The organism is Streptomyces sp. NPDC000348 (genome assembly GCF_042898795.1).
Classification (GTDB): domain Bacteria; phylum Actinomycetota; class Actinomycetes; order Streptomycetales; family Streptomycetaceae; genus Streptomyces.
In genome coordinates this window covers 62,057-83,811 of record NZ_JBIAZD010000011.1, presented here as the reverse complement: position 1 = coordinate 83,811, position 21,755 = coordinate 62,057, and the positions used below count along the sequence as shown (strand labels likewise).

Annotated in this window: 19 protein-coding genes; 12 read left to right on the top strand and 7 right to left on the bottom strand. The window is 74.1% G+C overall.

Annotated features, from left to right (window positions below):
• Nucleotides 1–46 precede the first annotated feature (46 nt).
• From ACFY3N_RS22110 to ACFY3N_RS22085, 6 genes are read right to left on the bottom strand one after another with little or no spacing between them, the layout of a single operon-like run.
• Nucleotides 47–1,297, bottom strand: coding sequence for a cytochrome P450 (locus ACFY3N_RS22110; RefSeq protein ID WP_390818407.1), 1,251 nt, complete (start codon nucleotides 1,295–1,297; stop codon nucleotides 47–49).
• Nucleotides 1,294–2,529: a cytochrome P450 gene (locus tag ACFY3N_RS22105; RefSeq protein WP_390818406.1), complete on the bottom strand. Its 1,236-nt coding sequence runs from the start codon at nucleotides 2,527–2,529 to the stop codon at nucleotides 1,294–1,296. The genes ACFY3N_RS22110 and ACFY3N_RS22105 overlap by 4 nt, the downstream gene beginning before the upstream one ends.
• The gene (locus ACFY3N_RS22100) at nucleotides 2,526–3,143 is read right to left on the bottom strand and encodes an ATP/GTP-binding protein (protein WP_390818405.1); all 618 of its coding nucleotides are present in this window, start codon (nucleotides 3,141–3,143) and stop codon (nucleotides 2,526–2,528) included. Before ACFY3N_RS22100 ends, ACFY3N_RS22105 begins: the two co-directional genes overlap by 4 nt.
• A complete protein-coding gene (locus tag ACFY3N_RS22095) occupies nucleotides 3,124–3,471 on the bottom strand; it encodes a DUF742 domain-containing protein (protein WP_390818404.1) in 348 nt (115 codons plus the stop codon). Before ACFY3N_RS22095 ends, ACFY3N_RS22100 begins: the two co-directional genes overlap by 20 nt.
• Nucleotides 3,468–3,875, bottom strand: coding sequence for a roadblock/LC7 domain-containing protein (locus ACFY3N_RS22090; RefSeq protein WP_390818403.1), 408 nt, complete (start codon nucleotides 3,873–3,875; stop codon nucleotides 3,468–3,470). Before ACFY3N_RS22090 ends, ACFY3N_RS22095 begins: the two co-directional genes overlap by 4 nt.
• Entirely contained in the window at nucleotides 3,872–5,920 is a 2,049-nt protein-coding gene (locus ACFY3N_RS22085) for an ATP-binding protein (RefSeq protein WP_390818402.1), read from the bottom strand. Before ACFY3N_RS22085 ends, ACFY3N_RS22090 begins: the two co-directional genes overlap by 4 nt.
• A gap of 312 nt (nucleotides 5,921–6,232) precedes the next feature.
• Between ACFY3N_RS22085 and ACFY3N_RS22080 the strand changes: the two genes are divergently transcribed.
• A complete protein-coding gene (locus ACFY3N_RS22080; RefSeq protein ID WP_390818401.1) occupies nucleotides 6,233–9,103 on the top strand; it encodes an FAD-linked oxidase C-terminal domain-containing protein in 2,871 nt (956 codons plus the stop codon).
• A gap of 9 nt (nucleotides 9,104–9,112) precedes the next feature.
• On the opposite strand, the gene ACFY3N_RS22075 is transcribed toward ACFY3N_RS22080, so the two are convergent.
• Entirely contained in the window at nucleotides 9,113–9,565 is a 453-nt protein-coding gene (locus tag ACFY3N_RS22075) for an NUDIX hydrolase (RefSeq protein WP_390818587.1), read from the bottom strand.
• A gap of 225 nt (nucleotides 9,566–9,790) precedes the next feature.
• Here ACFY3N_RS22075 and ACFY3N_RS22070 point away from each other — a divergent pair, with 225 nt between their 5' ends.
• The 11 genes from ACFY3N_RS22070 (at nucleotide 9,791) to ACFY3N_RS22020 (ending at nucleotide 21,754) form a co-directional block, all read left to right on the top strand.
• A complete protein-coding gene (locus ACFY3N_RS22070) occupies nucleotides 9,791–10,747 on the top strand; it encodes a DMT family transporter (RefSeq protein WP_390818400.1) in 957 nt (318 codons plus the stop codon).
• A gap of 114 nt (nucleotides 10,748–10,861) precedes the next feature.
• Nucleotides 10,862–11,224: a DUF6247 family protein gene (locus ACFY3N_RS22065; protein ID WP_390818399.1), complete on the top strand. Its 363-nt coding sequence runs from the start codon at nucleotides 10,862–10,864 to the stop codon at nucleotides 11,222–11,224.
• A 71-nt stretch (nucleotides 11,225–11,295) separates the two neighbouring features.
• Complete coding sequence (locus ACFY3N_RS22060; RefSeq protein ID WP_390818398.1) at nucleotides 11,296–11,481, top strand: hypothetical protein; 186 nt, start codon at nucleotides 11,296–11,298, stop codon at nucleotides 11,479–11,481.
• Nucleotides 11,482–11,648: 167 nt separating this feature from the next.
• Nucleotides 11,649–12,446, top strand: coding sequence for a TIGR03084 family metal-binding protein (locus ACFY3N_RS22055; RefSeq protein ID WP_390818397.1), 798 nt, complete (start codon nucleotides 11,649–11,651; stop codon nucleotides 12,444–12,446).
• Nucleotides 12,443–14,134 (top strand): acyclic terpene utilization AtuA family protein, encoded by a 1,692-nt coding sequence (locus ACFY3N_RS22050; RefSeq protein ID WP_390818396.1) that lies wholly within the window; start codon nucleotides 12,443–12,445, stop codon nucleotides 14,132–14,134. The genes ACFY3N_RS22055 and ACFY3N_RS22050 overlap by 4 nt, the downstream gene beginning before the upstream one ends.
• Entirely contained in the window at nucleotides 14,131–15,729 is a 1,599-nt protein-coding gene (locus ACFY3N_RS22045) for an acyl-CoA carboxylase subunit beta (protein ID WP_390818395.1), read from the top strand. Before ACFY3N_RS22050 ends, ACFY3N_RS22045 begins: the two co-directional genes overlap by 4 nt.
• Before the next feature lie 5 nt (nucleotides 15,730–15,734).
• A complete protein-coding gene (locus ACFY3N_RS22040) occupies nucleotides 15,735–17,645 on the top strand; it encodes an acetyl/propionyl/methylcrotonyl-CoA carboxylase subunit alpha (RefSeq protein ID WP_390818394.1) in 1,911 nt (636 codons plus the stop codon).
• Nucleotides 17,642–18,811: an acyl-CoA dehydrogenase family protein gene (locus ACFY3N_RS22035; protein ID WP_390818393.1), complete on the top strand. Its 1,170-nt coding sequence runs from the start codon at nucleotides 17,642–17,644 to the stop codon at nucleotides 18,809–18,811. The genes ACFY3N_RS22040 and ACFY3N_RS22035 overlap by 4 nt, the downstream gene beginning before the upstream one ends.
• Nucleotides 18,812–18,837: 26 nt before the next feature.
• Nucleotides 18,838–20,421, top strand: a complete 1,584-nt coding sequence (locus ACFY3N_RS22030) for a 4-coumarate--CoA ligase family protein (protein WP_390818392.1) — start codon at nucleotides 18,838–18,840, stop codon at nucleotides 20,419–20,421.
• On the top strand, nucleotides 20,418–21,152 hold the full coding sequence (locus ACFY3N_RS22025) for an enoyl-CoA hydratase family protein (protein ID WP_390818391.1): 735 nt from the start codon (nucleotides 20,418–20,420) through the stop codon (nucleotides 21,150–21,152). The genes ACFY3N_RS22030 and ACFY3N_RS22025 overlap by 4 nt, the downstream gene beginning before the upstream one ends.
• On the top strand, nucleotides 21,140–21,754 hold the full coding sequence (locus ACFY3N_RS22020; RefSeq protein WP_390818390.1) for a TetR/AcrR family transcriptional regulator: 615 nt from the start codon (nucleotides 21,140–21,142) through the stop codon (nucleotides 21,752–21,754). The genes ACFY3N_RS22025 and ACFY3N_RS22020 overlap by 13 nt, the downstream gene beginning before the upstream one ends.
• Nucleotide 21,755: the final 1 nt, after the last annotated feature.

Here is a 21,755-nt window from a genome sequence, read left to right as displayed (position 1 = left end):
CGGACCGGCGGACGGACCGGGGAGGTCCGTCCGCCGTCCGCGCCGGTCAGCCGCCGAGCCTCACCGGGAGCTCGAACAGGTCGTTCTGGGTGACCACCGGCTTGTTGCGCAGCTCGCCCGCCGGGACCGCCAGGTCCAGCTTGGGGAAGCGGGCGTACAGGGCCGGGAGGGCCACGCCCGCCTCCAGGCGGGACAGGGCGGCGCCGGGGCACACGTGCGGGCCATGGCCGAAGGAGATGTGCCGGCCGGCACTCTCCCGGGTGATGTCGAAGACGCCGGCCGTCGGGCCGTGCGCCCGCTCGTCCCGGCCGATCGCGGCGTACGACACGATCAGCGCGTCACCCGCCGGAAGGACCTTGTCGCCCACCGGTACGTCCTCGGTCGCGAACCGGATCAACACGTGGGACGTCGGCGTGGCGTACCGCAGCGTCTCCTCGACCACCGCCGACCAGTCCGCCCCGCCGGAGAGCACCAGCTCCCGCTGCTCGGGGTGGAGGGACAGGTTGACCACCGCGTTGACGATGAGGGAGATCGTCGTCTCGTGGCCGGCCGCGACCATCAGCTGGAGCGTGGCGACGATCTCCTGGTCGGTGAGACGGTCGCCGTCCTCCGACGCCCGGACGAGCGCGGAGGTCAGGTCGTCGCCCGGGTTCTCGCGCTTGTCCGCGACCGTCTCGGCCATGATCCGGGCCAGCTCGGTCAGCGTCGCGACGACCTCCTCGGGCGGGGTCTGCGTGGAGAAGAACTTCTCGAAGAGCTCCTTCAGGCGCGGCAGCCGCTCCTCGGCCAGCCCCATCAGGTCGGCGACGACGTACATCGGCAGCGGGTAGGCGAACGCCGCCTTCAGGTCGACCGTGTCGCCGGGCAGGGCGGCCACCTGGTCCAGCAGGCCCTCGGTCAGCTCCGTGATCCGCTCCCGCATCCGCTCCACCCGGCGCGGGGTGAGCGCCTGCGCGACCAGGGAGCGCAGCCGGCGGTGGTCGGCGCCGTCCACGGTGAGCATGGAGCGGGGCGGGTTGGCCAGCCCGATCAGGGGCCAGTCGGGGGCGATCTCGCCGCGCCGCCAGGCGCCCCAGACGTTGATGTCCTTCACCACGCGCGGGTCGGTGAGCAGCTTCTTCGCCTCGGCGTGGTGGGTGACCGCCCACACCGGTACGCCGCCCGGCAGCGTCACGGCGGCCAGTGGCCCGGCGGCCCGTAACGCGGCGCTCTCCCCGTCCAGGTCGGAGACTAAGGGGTCGAGGAGGATGCGGGGCTGCTCGGTGTCGTTCGCCGTGGTGTCCGTGCCGGCCGTCATGCGGGTGAGCCTCCAAGGGCGGGAGTGGGGGTGAACGTGACCGGGAGCTCGGACAGTCCGCGCAGCCACGGTGACGGGCGGCGGGTCAGCCGCGCGGCCGGCACCGCGAGGTCGATGTCCGGCAGCCGGTCCAGGACGACCTCGATGCCGGTCCGGGCGATCACCTCGGCGATCTCCTGCGCCGGGAACGGGCAGCGGTGCTCCCCGTGACCGAAGGAGAAGTGGGCGCCGTTGCCGCCGGTCAGCGCCGAGCCGTCGGTGCGCACCTGCGGGTCGGAGTTGGCGCCCTGCAGACCGAGCAGCACCATGTCGCCGGCGCGGATCCGGCGGCCGCCGAGCTGGGTGTCGCGGGACGCCCAGCGCGCGGCCACGTTCTGCGTCGGCGCGTCCTCCCACAGCACCTCGTTCATCGCCTCGGCGATGCTGTTGCGGCCCCCGAAGAGGGAGGCGGCGAACCGGGCGTCGGTGAGCATCAGGTGCAGCGAGTTGCCGATCCAGTCGGCGGTCGGCTGGTGCCCGGCCGCCAGCATCACCATCAGGTCCTGGAGGACCTCCTCCTCGGTGAAGCCCGAGGGGTCGGCGAGCATCCGGGAGGCGACGTCCTCGGCGGGCGAGCTCCTGCGGGCGGCCACCAGCTCCGTCATCGACGTGAACAGGTGGGTCTGGCCCGCGAGGGCCCGCTCCCGCCCGTCGATCATGTCGTTGAGGGCGGTGACCAGGCCCGGGCCCTCCTGGTCGGAGAAGCCGAAGAGCCGGGCCAGCACCCGCACCGGCAGCAGCATCGCGAACTCGCCGATCAGGTCGGCGGTGCCCTGGGGGCAGATGCCGTCGATCAGCTCGTCCGCGAACTTCTCGGCGTAACCGCGCAGTTCGAACGGGTCGACCGCCTCCAGCGCGTTCACCAGCATCCCGGCCCGCTCGCGGTGCCGCTCGCCGACGGTGTAGAGGATCGACGGCTGCCTGCGGCCGATCATCGGCAGCAGCGGCCAGTCGTCCGGGATGTTCTCCCACTGGTTCCACAGTTCGGAGTCGCGGCTGAACAGCACCGGGTCGCCGGTGATCTGGTGCAGCTCGCGGTAGCCGAGCACCAGCCAGGCCGGCGCGTCCCCGTCCAGCACCACCGGGACGACGCTGCCGTGCTCGCGGCGCATCTCCCGGTACACACGGGCCGGGTCGTCCTGGAGCAGATCGCCGCCGAAGCGGACGGCGTCGGGGACGGAGGCGGGACTCACACCAGCTCCTGACGGGGGGCTCGGGTCCGGTCGGCGTACAGGTCCCGGATGTGTTCCACCAGGGTGATCAGCACGATCTTGCTGGACTCCCGGGACCGGGCGTCGCAGTTGACCAGGGGGACGTGCGGGTCGAGGTCGAGGGCCTCGCGGATCTGCCGGGGCGTGAAGGCGGGGCCGCCGAAGTCGTTGCAGGCCACGATGAACGGCGTGCCGTGCTTCTCCAGCCGGTCGATGGCGTACCAGGAGTCGTCGATGCGCCGGGTGTCGACCAGCACGACCGCGCCGAGCGTGCCGGAGAACAGCCGGTCCCACAGGAACCAGAAGCGCTCCTGGCCGGGTGCGCCGAACAGGTACAGCACGTTGTGCGCGTCGAGGCTGATGCGGCCGAAGTCGAAGGCGACGGTGGTCGCGGTCTTGCCGCGCACCCCGCTGATGTCGTCGACGGCCTCCCCGGCCTGGGTCATCGTCTCCTCGGTGTTGAGGGGACGGATCTCGCTGACCGAGCGGACCATCGTCGTCTTGCCGGCGCCGAAGCCGCCCACGACCACGATCTTCAGGCCGTTGTCGGCCGACGCGCCGAGCGGCGTGCGCGTCTCAGAGGTTGCGGAGTCCAACGAGCACCTGCTCCAGGATGTCGGGGTCGGGTACGGCGGCCTTGCGGGGGTGGCGTGCGCTGACCCGGCCCGCCGCCTGCAGGTCGGAGAGCAGGATCCGGGTGATGCTCACGGGCAGCTTCAGCTCGGCCGCGATCTCCACGACCGCCGTGGGGCGTTCGGTCAGCCGCAGGATCGCCGCGTGCTCGGACTGCATGCCGGGTACCGGGTCGCACTCGGCGACGACCAGGGTCACCAGGTCGAAGGGGTTGTCGGGACCGGACCGGCTGCGTCCCTGGGTGAGGGTGTAGAGCCGGTCCGGGGCGTCGTCCCTGCCGGGCCTGCTCATGAGGTGCGCGGCTGCGCGGTCAGGTGTTCGCCGAGTTGCTCCACCAGCTCGCTCATGTTGTGCCCGACGAGCCCGGCGTCCGCGTCCTCGGCGGTGACGACGGCCAGGTGCGCGCCCTCGCCCGCCTCCACGATGAACAGCACGCCGCCGTAGAACTCGGTCATCGCCGAACGCACGCCGCCGCTGCCGTCCCCGAACTCCACGGAGGCGCCGTGCGACAGCGACTGGATGCCGGCGGCGATGGCGGCGAGCTGGTCGGCCTGGTCGGCGGAGAGCTCCGGGGTGCGGCACAGTTTCAGGCCGTCACGGGAGAGCACGAGCGCGTGCCGTGCGCCCGGCGTGCGCTCCAGCAGGCCCTCTATCAGCCAGGTGAGCTTGTCGTCGGCGGTCGTCGGGGCGGTCATGAGGTGGTGTCGCCTTTCGGGGTCACGGGGGTGTGCGGTGCTTCGGTGTCCGGGCCGGCGGTGGCGCCGGTGTCCGGGTCGGCCGTGTCGTCCGGGGTGGGAGGCCGGACGGCCTGACGGAAGCTGCTGAAGCGGGCGGTGCGCGCCTTGGTCTCCTCGGCGGTCGGCGCGGGCCGGGACGTGGTGTCACGGACGCCCGGTCGCGTGCGCTCGGCCTCGGCGAGGGTGCGGCCCCGGCGGCGGCGGGGCAGCACGAGGGGCGGGGGGTCGGTGTCCCGCTCCGGGGACTCGTGGGTCGGCACCGGGTCGGGATCGAGGTCGGCGCCGGCCCGGGAGGCCGCGTAGGAGGGGGCGGGGCGGGCGCTCCCGGAGGGCGCCGGCCGGTCCGCCGGGGCGGTGCCGGTGCCGTTGCCGTCCGAGCTGCCGTTCGCGGTGCCGCCTGCGGTGTTGCCGTCGCGTGCGGTGACGTGGCCGGTCTCCGCGCGGTGGTCGCGGCGGTGGGGGAGGGCGCGGGCCGCCGCGTCCGCCGGGGACTCCGGGGCCTCGGAGCCGAGCGCTCCGGTGAGTGCGGCGGGGGTCGCGGGGACGGACGGGGTACGGGCCGAAGCGGTGGCGCGGGGAGCCGACGCGGTGGCGCCGCCGGCCGTCACCGGGGCCGCGGGCGCCGCGTCCGGCGGTACGAGGATGTCCTGCGGGACGAGGACCAGGACGCCCGTGCCGCCGCGGGCCGAGGGACGGTAGGAGACCCGGAGCCCGTACCGCTGGGACAGCCGGCCGACCACGGCGAGGCCGAGCCGGGTGCCGGTCAGGCCTCCGAGTCCGGCCAGCTCGCCGGAGACCGCGCGCTCGGCGCGGCGCAGCTGGGTCTCGCCCATGACGAGTCCGCTGTCCTCGACGGACACGATGACCCCGGCCGGGACCTCCTCGACGTAGACGTGGACCTCGGCGGTCGGTGGCGAGAAGTTCGCGGCGTTGTCGAGGAGTTCGGCGAGCGCGTGCATCACGCCCTCGGCGGCGTGCCCGGCGACCGCGGCGTCGCTGGTGGAGTGGACCCTGACCCGCTGGTAGCCGCTGATCCGGCCCATGGCGCCGCGCAGGATCGACTCCATGGAGATGGGCCGGGCCCAGCGACGGCCGGAGCGGGCGCCGGTGAGGACGGCGACGGAGTCGGCGAGCCGGCCCGCCTGCGCGGTGCGGTGGTCGAGGTGGAGCAGGTCGGCGAGGACCTCCTCGTCGTGGTGCTTCTCCTCCATCGCGCGCAGGTCGGCGAGCATGCCGGTGGAGAGGGCCTGCATGCGTCCGGCCGCGTTGGCGGTCGCGGACAGCGCGGCGGCCCGGGCGGTCTCGGCCTTGCGCAGCCGGGCGGTCAGCCGCGCGTTCTCCGCGGTGAGCCGGTCCTGCTCCCGCGCCAGCCGGGTGCGCTCCTCGCTCAACCGGTCGCGTTCCGCGGTGTGTTCCCGCGTCAGCCGGGCGACCTCGGCGGCGTGCCGGTCGGCGAGACCCCGCAGTTCCCCGGTGTGCTCCTCGCGGATCCGCTCGATCCCGGCGGCGTGTTCCCCGGTCAGCCGGGCCAGTTCGTCGGCGTGCTCCCGCGCCGAGCGTGCGGTGTCGGCGGCGTGCCGCTCGGTGAGGCGGTCGCGTTCGGCGGCCAGGGTCTCGGCGAGGTGGTTGCGCTCCTGGTCCAGCTCGGCGGACAACCGGGCGCGCTCGCGGGTGAGTTCGCCGGTCAGCCGCTCGTGTTGGCGGCGGGACTCCTCCGTCAGCCGGGCGCGTTCCTGGAGCAGCCGGCCGACGTCCTGGGTGACGGCGTCCAGCCGGGCCCGGGCGGCCCGCGCCGACCGGACGGTGTACGCGGTCACCGTGACGGCCGCGCACAGCAGCACGGCGGCGACCGCCCCGGTCACCGCGACGGCGGTGACCGCGGGGTCCGGCACCAGGAAGACGGCGGCGACGACGGCGACCGCGGCGAGTGCCGCGGTGAGCAGGGGGGCGGGCAGCAGGCCGCGGAGGGCGGGGCGGTCGCCGGGGAGCGGGGGAGAGGTCATCAATCAGGGTCCTCGGTCAGGTCCTCGGTCGGGTCCTCGGTCCGTCCGCGGGCGTGCACCGTCGTTCCTGCGCGGCCCTCGGGCGGTTCCACGGGAATGCCGGACCCGGTGACGAGGTCACTTTCGAACGGGGCCGACAACTGCGTGCAACTCGCGGTCACTATATGTGAATCGATGTTCGACTTGGGAAGATCCTGCTTCCGTTTTTCTTTGTCCGACCGAGACCGGGTACCCGACCGGTTTTCCCGTCGTGCAGCGGGACGCGGGGACGCCGTCGCCCGCTCCCGGCCCCGGCGGAGGCATCCTGAGGGCATGACGGATCACCGGGAACTGTCGGCCGGACTGCGGGCGGCCGTGCGCGGCGAGGTCGACTTCACCGCGACCGCACGGGCGCTGACCACGATGGACGCCTCCAACTACCGCCGGGTGCCGTTCGGGGTGGTGGCCCCGCGGGACGCCGACGACGTGGCGGCGGCGCTGTCGGTGTGCCGGACGTACGGCGTGCCCGTGGTGCCGCGCGGCGGCGGCACGTCGATCGCGGGGCAGGCGACCGGCACCGGTGTGGTCCTCGACTTCACACGCCACATGAACCGTCTGCTGTCCCTCGATCCTCAGGCGCGCACGGCCGTCGTCCAGCCCGGCCTCGTCCTCGACCGCCTCCAGGAGGCCGCCGCCCCGCACGGCCTGCGCTTCGGACCGGACCCCTCCACCCACAGCCGCTGCACCCTCGGCGGCATGATCGGCAACAACTCCTGCGGCTCCCACTCGGTGGCCTGGGGCACGACGGCCGACAGCGTGCGCGAACTGTCGGTCCTCACCCCGCGCGGGGAGCGGCTGCGGCCGGGCCGGGCGTGGGCGGGCGCCCCGGCGGGACTGCGCGAGCTGGCCGACGGCGAACTGGCCCGCCTGCGCACCGGCTTCCCGGAGCTGCCCCGCCGCATCTCCGGATACGCCGTGGACGCCCTGCTGCCCGAGAAGGGCGCCGACGTCGCCCGCTCCCTCTGCGGCTCGGAGGGCACGCTGGGCGTGCTCACGGAGGCGGTCGTGGACCTCGTACGGGCGCCCCGCGCGCGTGCGCTCGCCGTGCTGGCGTACGCGGACGAGAGCGGGGCCGCGGAGGCCGCGGCGGGGCTGCTGCCGTTCGGGCCGCTGACCGTGGAGGGCATGGCGGCGGACCTCGTGCCGTCCGCGGCGGACCTCCCGCGCGGCGGGGCCTGGCTGTTCGTGGAGACCGGCGGGGACACGGAGGCGGAGGCACGCGCGCGTGCCGGGACGGTCGTCCGCGCGGCGGACGTCGTGGACGCGCTGGTGGTCACCGACCCGGCCCGGCAGCGCGCGCTGTGGCGGATCCGGGAGGACGCCAGCGGGACCGCGACCCGGATGCCGGACGGCACGGAGGCGTGGCCCGGCTGGGAGGACTGCGCGGTACCGCCGGCCCGGCTCGGCGCGTACCTGCGCGACTTCCGGGTCCTCCTGGGGGAGCACGGGCTGCGCGGCACCCCGTACGGGCACTTCGGGGACGGCTGCATCCACGTCCGCATCGACTTCGACCTGCTGACCGGGCCGGGCGTCGCACGCTTCCGGAGCTTCTCCTTCGACCTCGCCGACCTGGTCGTGGCGCACGGCGGCTCCCTCTCCGGCGAGCACGGCGACGGACAGGCCCGCGCCGAGCTGCTGCCGCGCATGTACGGCCCGGACATGGTCGCCCTCTTCGAACGGGTGAAGGCCGTCTGGGACCCGGACGGCCTGCTCAACCCCGGCATGCTGGTCCGCCCGGCGCCGCTCGACTCCCACCTCCGCTTCTCCGTCCTCCCGCGCGAACCGGTGGACGTCGCCTTCGGCTACCCCGCCGACGGCGGCGACTTCTCGGCGGCGGTGCGCCGGTGCGTGGGCGTCGCCACGTGCCGTACGACGTCCGTGTCGGGGCCGGCGGTGATGTGCCCGTCGTTCCGGGCGACGGGGGAGGAGGAGCACTCCACGCGCGGGCGCGCCCGCCTGCTGCACGAGATGCTCGCCGGCGAGCTGGTGACCGGCGGCTGGCGCTCCACGGAGGTGCGGGACGCGCTGGACCTGTGCCTGTCCTGCAAGGGCTGCCGCTCGGACTGCCCGGTCGGGGTCGACATGGCCACGTACAAGGCGGAGTTCCTCCACCACCACTACGCCGGCCGCCGCCGCCCGGCCGCGCACTACGCGATGGGGTGGCTGCCGGTGTGGCTGGGCTGGGTGGGGCGGACGAGGTCGGCGGGCGTGGTGAACGCGCTCGCCTCGGTGGGGCCGCTCGCGCGCGTGGCCAAACGGCTGGGCGGGATCGCGCGGGAGCGGGAGATCCCGCGGGTGGCGGGGGAGACGTTCACGCGGTGGTGGCGGGGGCGGCGGGTGCCACCGCCGGGCGAGGGGACATTGGTGGTCCTCTGGCCGGACACGTTCACGGAGCACCTGTCGCCGTCGGTGGGCCGGGCGGCCGTACGCGTGCTGGAGGCGGCGGGCCTGCGGGTGGCGCTCCCCCCGACGCTGCGGCCCGGCGGCCGCCCGGTGGGCGACGCCCGCTCACGCTCGGCACTGTCGCTGCTGACGGTGCGCAGGGCCCGGGTCTGCTGCGGCCTGACGTACGTCTCCACGGGCCAGCTGGACCGCGCCCGCGCGGTGCTGCGCCGCACGCTGGACCTGCTGGAGCCGGTCCTGGCCACGGACGCCCCGCTGGTGGTCCTGGAACCCGGCTGCGCGGCGGCCCTGCGCACGGACGCCCCGGAGCTGCTGCACGACGACCCGCGCGCGGCGCGGCTCGCCGCACGGGTCCTGACCTTCGCGGAGACCCTGGAGCGGCACGCCCCGGACTGGACCCCGCCGGTCCTGAACCGTCCGGTCACCGGCCAGACCCACTGCCACCAGCACGCGGTCCTGGGCGAGGCGCCCGACCGCGGACTCCGCGCGGCGGCCGGTCTCACCGGTGAACTGGCGGGGGGCTGCTGCGGTCTGGCGGGCGACTTCGGCTTCGCGGCCGGCCACTACGAGGTCTCCGTGGCCTGCGCGGAGGACCGGCTCCTGCCGTCGGTGCGGGAGGCGCCCGAGGGGGCGGTCGTCCTGGCCGACGGCTTCTCCTGCCGGACGCAGCTGGAGCAGCTGGCGGGCGTACGGGGGCGGCATCTGGCGGAGGTGCTGGCGGCCGCTCTGGACCGGGGGTGAGCGGCCGGCTCAGGGAGCCGTTTCGCCCCGTACCAGTACGTGGCACACCGGCTGGACGCCCTCCGGGAGGTCGTCCGGGCGGCACCAGCGGGCCTCCAGGATCTCGAAGGGGTCGAGGCGCTGTTCGCCGCCGAGCAGGCGGGCCTCGTAGGCCACCTCCATACGCGTGCGCAGGCCGCTGTTCAGCATGACCAGGCGGCCCACCTCGACGTCGAGGCCGGTTTCCTCCCTGACCTCCCGCACCACGGTGTCCCGGAAGTCCTCGCCCTTGCGCGCGAAGCCGCTCGGCAGGCCCCACTGGCGGCCCGGCGGCCACATCCGGTGCCGCAGCAGCAGTACCCGCCCCTCGTCGTCGCGCACGACGCCGGTCACGCCCACCACGAACTTGGCGTGCAGCAACCACATGATGCGGCTCTGCGCGGGGCGCAGGAGCCGCCAGAGACGGACCAGGAGTCGTCGCACGGTGCCTCGGACGGTGTGGGAGCGGACGCGGGTGATCACTGGGGGGAACGGTACCCGCTGGGTCCACGTGACGGACGGAGTTGACCCGGGTGGGGTGAGGGCCGCATCGTCAGGCATATAAACGCTTTACGGTGCTGACGTAGTCCAATGCTCTGGACTATACAGTTCACCAAGATGCACAATCGATCCAGGCAAGTGTCCGCTCCGACGTTCTTGGAAGGCCCCGTGACCACCCCCAGCGCCGCCACCCCGTCCATCGCGTCCGGAACAGGGCCGGGCCGTGCGCCCGCGCCGGCGGGCGCCCCGCGCGGGCGGCGCGGTGCCCTGGGGCCGGTGGGGCTGGTGCTCGCCGGCGGGGTCTCGGTGCAGTTCGGCGGGGCGCTGGCGGTGACGCTGATGCCGCGGGCCGGTGCGCTCGGGGTCGTGACGCTGCGGCTGCTGGTGGCGGCGGTGGTGCTCATGGTGCTGTGCCGGCCCCGGCTGCGCGGGCACTCGCGCACCGACTGGGGCACGGTGATCGTCTTCGGTGTCGCCATGGCCGCGATGAACGGCCTCTTCTACCAGTCCGTCGCGCGGATCCCGCTGGGGCCGGCGGTGACGCTGGAGGTGCTCGGCCCGCTCGCCCTGTCCGTCCTGGCCTCACGGCGTGCGGTCAACCTCGTGTGGGCCGGGCTGGCCCTCGCCGGTGTGTTCCTGCTCGGCGGCGGGGGCTTCGCCGGCCTCGACCCGCTGGGTGTGGTCTTCGCACTGGGCGCCGGCGCCATGTGGGCGGCGTACATCGTCTTCAGCGCGCGTACGGGGCGCCGCTTCCCGCAGGCCGACGGGCTCGCCCTGGCGATGGCGGTGGCGGCGGTGCTGTTCCTGCCGCTGGGCGTCATCGAGTCCGGCGCGAAACTCCTCGACCCGACGACGTTCGCGCTGGGCGCGGCGGTCGCGGTGCTCTCCTCCGTGCTCCCGTACACCCTCGAGCTCCTCGCCCTGCGCCGCCTGCCCGCGTCCACCTTCGCGATCCTGATGAGCCTGGAACCGGCCCTCGCGGCCACCGCCGGCTTCCTGATCCTCGACCAGGCCCTCTCCGCCGTGGAGGCCGCCGCCATCGCCCTGGTCATCGCGGCGAGCATGGGGGCGGTGCGGACGCAGGTGGGGCGGCGGGGGGCGAAAGGGCCGCGGGCCGGCGTCTGACGATCGCCGGGCGCGGCGAGGTGTGTCAGGACTAGAGTCACTCTCGTCTCTCGAATCAACCGGGCCTCGTCACGTTGCCTGCCCGTCCCCGGAGGGTACGAAGGGAACCGCACCATGAGCGTGCAGCACAGTGAGACCGTCGGCGATCGTCCGCTGATCCCTCGGCCGGAGCGGACACCGGGCGCTCTGCGTGCTGCCTGCACGGTCGTTGCCCCCGACCTCCTGGCGGCGTACGACCAGGCGAAGGACCAAGCGCTGGCGGAGGCGGTGGAGCACGGTTCGCTCAAGCCGGTCCACGCCTACCTCAGTCATTGGGCTGCTCTGATCGAGATCGAGCGCCATCCGGCGATGGCCAAGGCGTACCACCGCGCGGAGTACCTCGCCCGGATCGCCACTACGGCCGAGGAGGCGCGCGGGCACCTGGCCACGGCGAGTTCCCTGTACCGCGACGCCGCCAAGGCGGTGCGTGCCGAGTGACCTGGCGCTAGGAGTACGTCCCCGACGAGGAGACGGTCGCGGCAGGCGCTCCGGAGGGTTTCCTCGCCGAGGTGGAGAAGACGGCCGACGAACTGGTCAGGGCGGCGGAAGCGCTCCACATTCACGCGCCCGCATACCAGGGGGTGGACGAAGGGGCGAAGCACGCGTTCGTCGCCGGAGGGTTCTTCGTCTACATGGTCACGCCCCGCTCGGAACTCGTCACCATCTGGCAGGTCACGCCCGATCCGCTCTTCTGACGGCTCCTGCTGAAGGGGTGCGCAGGGCTGCGCCCGGGATCGGATCACCTTGATTCCGGGTACCTGAAAAAATCATGCAAGCATGCTTGCTTGTTTCCCGGGCCCCTGCCATGCTCCACGCAGCCGCGCCGCACATCGCCGTGTCCGTGCCCCGAGGGGAGCGCCTCGTGTCCGATCCGACGCCCGTGATCGACGATCTGCGGGAGGAGAGCGAAGAGCTCGACCGGCTGGTGGCCGGGCTGAGCGCCGGGCAGTGGGCGCGGGAGACGCCCGCCGTCGGCTGGACCGTCGCCCACCAGATCGCCCACCTCGCCTGGACCGACCGTTCCGCGCTGCTCGCCGTCACCGACGCGGACGGGTTCCGGGAGCTGGTGGAACAGGCCCTCGCCGCCCCGCACACCTTCGCCGACGACGGCGCCGAGGAGTACGCCCGGTCCGCGCCCGCCGAACTCCTCGTGCGCTGGCGCGAGGGGCGTGCGGCACTGGAGAAGGCGCTGCGGGAGGCCCCGGCCGGGGCGCGGTTCCCCTGGTATGGGCCGCCCATGTCCGCCGCCTCCATGGCCACCGCCCGTCTCATGGAGACCTGGGCCCATGGACTGGACGTGGCGGACACGATCGGTGTGACGCGGCCACCCAGTCAACGGCTCCGGCATGTGGCCCGGCTCGGGGTGCGCACCCGGGACTTCGCCTACGGGGTGCACGGACTCACCCCGCCGGCCGACCCCTTCCGCGTCGAACTGGCCGGACCGAACGGCGAGCTGTGGGCCCACGGACCCGAGGACGCGCCCCAGCGGGTCACCGGACCCGCGCTCGACTTCTGCCTCCTGGTCACCCGGCGCGCCCACCGCGCCGACCTCGCCCTCACCGCCGACGGCCCCGACGCCGACCGCTGGCTGGACATCGCCCAGGCCTTCGCCGGGCCGCCCGGCGGCGGGCGGGAGCCGAAGGGGGACACCGCGCGGTGACGCCGACGACCCTGCGCATCGGCAACTTCTCCGGCTTCTACGGGGACCGCTTCGACGCCCTGCGCGAGATGCTCGCCGGCGGCGGGGTCGACGTCCTCACCGGTGACTACCTCGCCGAGCTGACCATGCTCATCCTCGCCCGCGACCGGCTGAAGGACCCGTCCGCCGGATACGCCCGCACCTTCCTGCGGCAGCTCGAGGACACCCTCGGGACCGCCCACGAGCGGGGCGTCAGGATCGTCACCAACGCGGGCGGACTCCATCCGGCCGGGCTCGCCGACGCCGTGCGCGCCCTGGCCGGCCGGCTCGGCATCCCCGTACGGGTCGCGCACGTCGAGGGCGACGACCTCACCGCGCGGTACCCCGGCAGCCTCGCCGCCCACGCCTACCTCGGCGGCTTCGGGATCGCGGAGTGCCTGCGCGCGGGCGCCGACGTGGTCGTCACCGGGCGGGTCACCGACGCGGCCCTGGTCACCGGGCCGGCCGCCGCCCACTTCGGCTGGGCGGCGACGGACCACGACCGGCTCGCGGGGGCCGTCGTCGCCGGGCACGTGCTGGAGTGCGGGGCGCAGGCCACCGGCGGCAACTACGCCTTCTTCCACGAGCACCGCCCCCGTGATCTGCGGCGGCCCGGGTTCCCGCTCGCCGAGCTCCACGCCGACGGCAGCAGCGTCATCACCAAGCACCCCGGAACCGGCGGCTTCGTCGACGTCGGCACGGTCACCGCGCAGCTGCTCTACGAGACGGCCGGCGCCCGGTACGCCGGGCCGGACGTCACCGCCCGGCTGGACACCGTACGGCTCACCCAGGACGGGCCCGACCGGGTGCGCGTCGAAGGCGTCCGGGGCGAAGCCCCGCCGCCCACGCTCAAGGTCGGGCTCAACCGGCTCGGCGGCTTCCGCAACGAGGTCGTGTTCGTGCTCACCGGACTCGGCGTCGAGGCCAAGGCGGACCTCGTGAAGGAGCAGATGGGCGACGCGCTCGCCACGTCGCCGCCCGCCGAGGTGCGCTGGGAGCTGGTGCGCACCGACCGGTCCGACGCCGGCACCGAGGAGACCGCGAGCGCCCTGCTGCGGCTCGTCGTACGGGATCCCGCCCGGGAAACGGTCGGGCGGGTGCTGAGCGGGGCCGCCGTCGAACTGGCGCTGGCCAGCTACCCCGGGTTCCATGTGATGGCACCACCGGGGAAGGGCTCCCCCTATGGTGTCTTCGAGGATGTGTACGTCCCCCAGGGTGACGTCGGCCATGTGGCCGTCCTCCACGACGGACGACGTGTCCCTGTGGCCGCACCCCACGACACCGCCGTACCCGACGGCTTACCGGAACCCGCGCTCCCCGAACCGCTGCCCGCGGGAGCCACCACGAGAGCCCCGCTGGGCCTCGTCGCCGGCGCCCGCAGCGGCGACAAGGGCGGCAACGCCAACGTCGGCGTCTGGGCCCGCTCCGACGACGCCTGGCGGTGGCTCGCGCACGAGCTGACCGTCGAGCGGTTCCGGGAGCTGATCCCCGAGGCCCGCGACCTGCCCGTCACCCGGCACGCACTGCCCCGCCTGCGCGCCCTGAACTTCCTCGTCGAGGGGATCCTCGGCGAGGGCGTCGCCGCGCAGGCCCGTTTCGACCCGCAGGCCAAGGCGCTCGGCGAATGGCTGCGCTCCCGGCACCTCGACATCCCGGAGGCACTCCTGTGACGGTCCTCGCATCCGCCCTGGACACGACCGGCCCCGAGTACCGGGAGCACCGCGAGGCCATGCTCGCCAAGCTGGCCGCACTCGACGCCGAACACGCCAAGGCCCTCGCGGGCGGCGGCGAGAAGTACGTCGAGCGGCACCGGGGGCGCGGCAAGCTGCTCGCCCGCGAGCGCGTCGAACTGCTCCTCGACCCCGACACGCCCTTCCTGGAACTGTCCCCGCTGGCGGCCTGGGGGAGCGACTGGACCGTCGGCGCCTCGCTCGTCACCGGCATCGGTGTCGTCGAGGGCGTGGAGTGCCTGATCACCGCCAACGACCCGACCGTGCGCGGCGGCGCCAGCAACCCCTGGAGCCTGCGGAAGGCCCTGCGCGCCAACGAGATCGCGCTCGCCAACCGGCTGCCCTGCATCAGCCTCGTCGAGTCCGGCGGCGCCGACCTCCCCTCCCAGAAGGAGATCTTCGTCCCCGGCGGAGCGATCTTCCGGGACCTGACCCGCCTGTCGGCGGCCGGCATCCCCACCGTCGCCGTCGTCTTCGGCAACTCCACCGCCGGAGGCGCGTACATCCCCGGCATGTCCGATCACGTGATCATGGTCAAGGAGCGGGCGAAGGTGTTCCTCGGCGGGCCGCCGCTGGTGAAGATGGCCACCGGGGAGGAGAGCGACGACGAGTCCCTGGGCGGCGCCGGGATGCACGCCCGCGTGTCGGGCCTCGCCGACCACTTCGCGGTCGACGAACCGGACGCGCTCCGCCGGGCCCGCCGGATCGTGGCCCGCCTCAACCACCGCAAGGCGTACGGCGATCCGGGACCGGCCGCGCCGCCCGCGTACGACGAGGACGAACTCCTCGGCATCGTCCCCGGCGACCTCAGGATCCCCTTCGACCCGCGCGAGGTCGTCGCGCGGATCGTCGACTCCTCCGACTTCGACGAGTTCAAACCGCTCTACGGGACCAGCCTCGCCACCGGCTGGGCCACCCTCCACGGCTATCCCCTCGGCATCCTCGCCAACGCCCGGGGCGTCCTGTTCAGCGAGGAGTCCCAGAAGGCCGCCCAGTTCATCCAGCTCGCCAACCAGCGCGACATCCCGCTGCTCTTCCTGCACAACACCACCGGCTACATGGTCGGCAAGGAGTACGAGCAGGGCGGCATCATCAAGCACGGCGCGATGATGATCAACGCGGTCGCCAACTCGAAGGTCCCCCACCTGTCCGTCCTCATGGGCGCCTCCTACGGCGCCGGCCACTACGGCATGTGCGGCCGCGCCTACGACCCCCGCTTCCTGTTCGCCTGGCCCAGCGCCAAGTCCGCCGTCATGGGCCCGCAGCAGCTCGCCGGCGTGCTGTCCATCGTCGCCCGGCAGTCCGCCGCGGCGAAGGGACGGCCGTACGACGACGAGGCGGACGCGGCGCTGCGCGCCATGGTGGAGCAGCAGGTCGAGTCCGAGTCCCTGCCGATGTTCCTGTCCGGGCGGCTGTACGACGACGGCGTCATCGACCCGCGCGACACCCGCACCGTCCTCGGCCTGTGCCTGTCGGCCATCCACACCGCGCCCTACGAGGGCGCGCGCGGTGGCTTCGGCGTCTTCCGGATGTGAGGCCCGTGATTACTTCCGTGCTCGTGGCGAACCGGGGCGAGATCGCCTGCCGCATCATGCGCACCTGCGCCGAACTGGGAATCCGGACGGTCGCCGTGCACTCGGACGCCGACGGCCACGCCCGCCACGCGCGCGTGGCCGACCTGGCGGTACGGCTGCCGGGGGCGGCGCCCGCCGACACGTACCTGCGCGGCGACCTGATCGTGAAGGCGGCCCTCGCGTCCGGCGCGGACGCCGTCCACCCCGGCTACGGCTTCCTCTCCGAGAACGCCGGCTTCGCGCGGGCCGTACGGGACGCGGGCCTGGTGTGGATCGGGCCGCCCCCGGAGGCGATCGAGGCGATGGCGTCCAAGACGCGCGCCAAGGAGCTGATGGGCGTCGAGCCGCTGCGCGAGGTCACCGAGGCCGACCTGCCGGTGCTGGTGAAGGCCGCGGCGGGCGGCGGCGGACGCGGGATGCGCGTCGTACGGCGCCTCGCGGACCTGGACGGTGAACTGGCCGCCGCCCGCGCGGAGGCCGCGAGCGCCTTCGGCGACGGCGAGGTGTTCGTCGAGCCGTACCTCGGGGGCGACGCGGGCGGCCGGCACGTCGAGGTGCAGGTGCTCGCCGACGCGCACGGCACGGTGTGGGCGCTCGGCACCCGGGACTGCTCCCTCCAGCGCCGCCACCAGAAGGTGATCGAGGAGGCTCCGGCACCCGGGCTGACCGCACGGCTCACCGAGGAACTGCACGCCCTCGCCGTGCACGCCGCGCGTGCCGTCTCCTACGCCGGGGCCGGGACCGTCGAGTTCCTCGTCGCGGGGGAACGGGCGCACTTCCTGGAGATGAACACCCGCCTCCAGGTGGAACACCCGGTGACGGAGGCCGTGTTCGGCGTCGACCTCGTCGCCGAGCAGATCCGCGTCGCCGAGGGCCACGCCCTCCCGGACGACCCGCCACGCGCGCGCGGGCACGCCGTCGAGGCCCGCCTCTACGCCGAGGACCCCGCCAGGGACTGGGCCCCGCAGACCGGCCGCCTGCACCGCCTCGCCGTCCCCGGCACCGTGCGCCTGGACACCGGCTACACGGACGGCGACACCATCGGCGTCCACTACGACCCCCTGCTCGCCAAGGCCGTCGCCCACGCCCCCACCCGCGCGGAGGCGATCCGCAAGCTGGCCTCGGCGCTGGACCGCGCGGTGATCCACGGCCCCGTCACCAACCGGGACCTCCTCGTCCGCTCCCTGCGGCACGAGGAGTTCGCGCAAGGCCGTACGAACACCGGCTTCTACGACCGCCACCTGCCCGAACTGACCGTCCCGACCCCCGACCCGCACGCCCCGCTCGCCGCCGCCCTCGCCGACGCCCACGGCCGCTCCCGCTTCGGCGGCTGGCGCAACCTGCCCGCGCAGCCGCAGGTCAAGCGGTACGCGATGGCGGGCGAGGAGCACGAGGTCCGCTACCGGCACACGCGCGACGGCCTCGCAGCCGACGGGGTGCAGGTCGTGCACGCCGACGCGGGACTCGTGATCCTGGACGTGGACGGCGTACGACGCCGCTACGAGGTCGGCCGCTACGGCGACCGGGTGTACGTGGGCGCCACCACCCTCACCGCCCTGCCCCGCTTCCCCGAGCCCACCGCCCAGCACGCCCCGGGCTCCCTCCTGGCCCCCATGCCGGGCACGGTCGTCCGCGTCGCCGAGGGCCTGACCGAGGGAGCCCGGGTGGAGGCCGGACAGCCCCTGCTGTGGCTGGAGGCGATGAAGATGCAGCACAGGATCACGGCCCCGGTCACGGGGACCCTCAGCGCCCTCCGCGCGACGCCGGGACGACAAGTGGAGGTGGGCGCCCTCCTGGCGGTCGTGGAGGCCGCTCCCCAGGGGCGCGGGGAACCGCGCGACCAGCCACGACAACCCGCAGCCGAAGGAGCCGCATGACCGCCCTCATCGAATCCGAAGAGCACCGGGCCCTGCGCGAGGCGGTCGCCTCGTTCGCGAGGAACCACCCCCGCACCTCCGGCACCGACAACCGGCCGTTCTGGCAGGAGGCCGCCAAGCTCGGCTACATCGGCGTCAACCTGCCGGAGGAGTACGGCGGCGGCGGTGGCGGCATCACCGAACTCTCCCTCGTGCTCGAGGAGATGGGCGCCGCCGGCCACCCCCTGCTGATGATGATCGTCTCCCCGGCGATCTGCGGCACCGTCATCTCCCGCTTCGGCACCGGGGCCCAGAAACGGGAGTGGCTGCCCGCCCTGGCCGACGGCAGCCGCCTGATGGCCTTCGGCATCACCGAACCCGACGCCGGGTCCAACAGCCACCGCATCACCACCACGGCACGCCGGGACGGCACCGACTGGCTCCTCACCGGCCGCAAGGTGTTCGTCTCCGGCGTCGACATCGCCGACGCCACCCTGATCGTGGGCCGCACCGAGGACGCCCGCACGGGCAGGCTCAAGCCCTGCCTGTTCGTCGTCCCGCGCGACACACCCGGCTTCGGGCGCCGGAGGATCGACATGGAACTCGACTCCGTCGAGAAGCAGTTCGAGCTGACCCTCGACGACGTGCGCCTGCCCGCCGACGCGCTGGTCGGTGGGGGCCCCTCCCACGCTTTCGGCAGTGGGGGAGAGGACGCCGGTCTGCTCCAGCTCTTCGCCGGTCTCAACCCCGAACGCATCATGACGGCCGCGTTCGCGATCGGCATGGGCCGTCACGCGCTCGCCCGCGCCGTCGCGTACGCGCGTGAGCGCACGGTGTGGAACGCCCCCATCGGTTCCCACCAGGCGATCGCCCACCCCCTCGCCCAGGCGCACATCGATCTCGAACTGGCCCGCCTGATGACGCGGAAGGCCGCCCGCCTCTACGACACCGGTGACGACGCGGGCGCGGGCGAGGCCGCCAACATGGCCAAGTACGCGGCCGCCGAGGCCTGTGTGAAGGCCGTCGACCAGGCCGTGCACACCCTCGGCGGGAACGGCCTCACGCGCGAGTTCGGGCTCGCCTCGCTGATCACCGCCGCGCGCGTGTCCCGCATCGCCCCGGTGAGCCGGGAGATGATCCTCAACTACGTCTCCCACCAGACCCTGGGCCTCCCCAAGTCGTACTAGGCCCCCTCGGCCGTCCTGGAGGAACCGTGTTCCGAAGCGAGTACGCAGACGTCCCGCCCGTAGAACTCCCCATCCACGACGCGGTGCTCGCCCGGGCCGCCGAGCGGGGGAGCACCCCGGCACTGATCGACGGCACCGACGGCACCACCCTCACGTACGAACAGGTCGACCGCTTCCACCGGCGGATCGCCGCCGCCCTCGCCGAGGCGGGCGTGCGCAAGGGGGACGTGGTCGCCCTGCACAGCCCCAACACGGTCGCCTTCCCCCTCGCGTTCTACGCGGCCACCCGCGCGGGCGCCTCCGTCACCACCGTGCACCCCCTGGCGACCGCCGAGGAGTTCGGCAGACAGCTCGAGGACTGCGCGGCCCGCTGGATCGTCACCGTCTCACCGCTGCTGGACACCGCGCGCAGGGCCGCCGGACTGGCCGGCGGGATCGAGGAGATCCTCGTCTGCGACAGCGCGCCCGGACACCGGTCCCTGATCGACATGCTGGCCTCCACCGCGCCCGAGCCGGTGGTCGGCATCGACCCGGCCGAGGACGTCGCCGCCCTGCCGTACTCCTCCGGCACCACCGGCGTCCCCAAGGGCGTGATGCTCACCCACCGGCAGATCGCCACCAACCTCGCGCAGCTCCGGCCGCTGATCACGGTGGACCCCGGCGACCGCGTCCTCGCCGTGCTCCCGTTCTTCCACATCTACGGGCTCACCGCCCTGATGAACGCCCCCTTACAGCAGGGCGCCACCGTCGTCGTGCTGCCGCGCTTCGACCTGGAGACGTTCCTCGCGGCCGTCCAGGACCACCGCATCACCGGCCTGTACGTGGCCCCGCCGATCGTGCTGGCCCTCGCCAAGCACCCCCTGGTCGACCGGTACGACCTGAGCTCCCTGCGGCACGTCGTCAGCGCCGCCGCACCGCTGGACGCGAACCTCGCCGCCGCCTGCGCGCGGCGGCTCGGACTGTCGTCCGTCGGCCAGGCGTACGGCATGACGGAACTGTCGCCGGGCACCCACGTCGTCCCCCTGGACGCCATGGGCGAGGCGCCCCCCGGCACCGTCGGCAAGCTCGTCGCCGGCACCGAGATGCGCATCGTCTCCCTCGACGACCCCGGCCGGGACCTCGGTCCCGGCGAGTCCGGCGAGATCCTCATCCGGGGCCCGCAGGTCATGAAGGGCTACCTCGGCCGCCCCGACGCCACCGCCGCGATGATCGACGGTGGGGGAGGCTGGCTGCACACCGGGGACGTCGGCCGGGTGGACGAGGACGGCTGGCTCTTCGTCGTCGACCGCGTGAAGGAACTCATCAAGTACAAGGGCTTCCAGGTCGCCCCCGCCGAACTCGAGGCGCTGCTCCTCACCCACCCCGGCATCGCCGACGCCGCCGTCGTCGGCGCCCACGACGAGAACGGCAACGAGATCCCGCACGCCCACGTCGTCCGTCATCCGTCGGCCCCGGCGCTCTCCGCGGGCGAGGTCATGACGTACGTCGCCGAGCGCGTCGCCCCGTACAAGCGGGTCCGGCGCGTCACCTTCATCGACGGCGTCCCCCGCGCCGCCTCCGGAAAGATCCTGCGCCGCGAGCTCCGCGCGGCGCACGAGGAGCCCTCGTGACCCTGATCGGCCGCACCCGCGCGCGGGGCGTCGAAACGCTCTCCCTCGACGCCCCGGAGCGCCGCAACGCCCTGTCCGCCGCCCTCGTCGGCGAACTGGCCGACGCGCTGGGCGACGCGGGCGGGGACACCGGCGTCCGCGCGGTGGTCCTCACCCACACCGGCAACACCTTCAGCGCGGGCGCGGACCTGCGCGACCCGCCCGCCCCCGAGGCGCTGGTGGGCCTGGTGCGGCAGATCGTCGAGCTGCCCGCACCGGTCCTCGCGCGGGTCACCGGACACGTCCGCGCGGGCGGCCTCGGCCTGCTCGCCGCCTGTGACGTCGCCGTCGCCTCCCGCGCGGCGACGTTCGCCTTCACCGAGGTCCGCATCGGGGTCGCGCCCGCCGTGATCTCACTGCCCCTGCTGCCCCGCGCCGATCCGCGTGCCCTGACCCGCTACTACCTCACCGGCGAACGCCTCGACGCCGACGAGGCCGTCCGCACCGGTCTGCTCACCGCCGCCGGCGACGACGTGGACGAGGTCCTCGCGCCGATCCTCGACGGGCTGCGCAGATCCGCCCCCGAAGCCCTGGCCGAGACGAAACGACTGCTCACGGCTAGGGTGCTGGAGACCTTCGACCGGGACGCGGCCGACCTGACCGCGCTCTCGGCCCGCCTCTTCGCCTCCGCCCACGCGCGCGAGGGAATGACGGCCTTCCTCGAACGACGGGATCCGGAATGGGTGGTGTGAGCACGGCCGACCGTGCGGAACGAGTCCCCAAGCAGGACCGCAGCCGGGCCACCCGGCAGCGGCTCCTGGAGGCCGCCGTGGCCTGCCTGGCGGAACACGGCTGGGCGGGCTCCACGGTCTCCGTCGTCGCCGAACGCGCGGGCGTCTCCCGGGGAGCCGCCCAGCACCACTTCCCGACCCGTGAGGACCTCTTCACGGCCGCCGTCGAGTACGTCGCCGAGGAGCGCTCCACCGCCCTGCGCGCCCTCTTCCCGGAGGGCGCCGCGGCCGGCGACCGCCGCGCGGTGATCGCGGCGCTGGTCGACCTCTACACCGGCCCCGTCTTCCGCGCGGCGCTCCACCTCTGGGTCGCCGCCTCCAACGAGGAACAGCTGCGCCCGCGCGTGACCGAGCTGGAGCTGCGCGTCGGCCGCGAGTCCCACCGCACCGCCGTCGAACTCCTCGGCGCCGACGAGTCCCGCCCCGGCGTCCGCGAAACCGTCCAGGGCCTCCTCGACATGGCCCGGGGCCTGGGCCTCGCCAACCTCCTCACCGACGACGGGGCCCGCCGGGAACGGGTGGTGGCGCAGTGGGCGCTGCTGCTGGAGGAGGCGCTGGGCTGAG

What these genes read in the sequence shown, in the direction of transcription:
- ACFY3N_RS22110 (WP_390818407.1), bottom strand. Translation starts at nt 1,297, where the DNA reads ATGACGGCCGGCACGGACACCACGGCGAACGACACCGAGCAGCCCCGC.
- ACFY3N_RS22095 (WP_390818404.1), bottom strand. Translation starts at nt 3,471, where the DNA reads ATGAGCAGGCCCGGCAGGGACGACGCCCCGGACCGGCTCTACACCCTC.
- ACFY3N_RS22090 (WP_390818403.1), bottom strand. Translation starts at nt 3,875, where the DNA reads ATGACCGCCCCGACGACCGCCGACGACAAGCTCACCTGGCTGATAGAG.
- ACFY3N_RS22085 (WP_390818402.1), bottom strand. Translation starts at nt 5,920, where the DNA reads ATGACCTCTCCCCCGCTCCCCGGCGACCGCCCCGCCCTCCGCGGCCTG.
- ACFY3N_RS22080 (WP_390818401.1), top strand. Translation starts at nt 6,233, where the DNA reads ATGACGGATCACCGGGAACTGTCGGCCGGACTGCGGGCGGCCGTGCGC.
- ACFY3N_RS22065 (WP_390818399.1), top strand. Translation starts at nt 10,862, where the DNA reads ATGAGCGTGCAGCACAGTGAGACCGTCGGCGATCGTCCGCTGATCCCT.
- ACFY3N_RS22035 (WP_390818393.1), top strand. Translation starts at nt 17,642, where the DNA reads ATGACCGCCCTCATCGAATCCGAAGAGCACCGGGCCCTGCGCGAGGCG.
- ACFY3N_RS22020 (WP_390818390.1), top strand. Translation starts at nt 21,140, where the DNA reads ATGGGTGGTGTGAGCACGGCCGACCGTGCGGAACGAGTCCCCAAGCAG.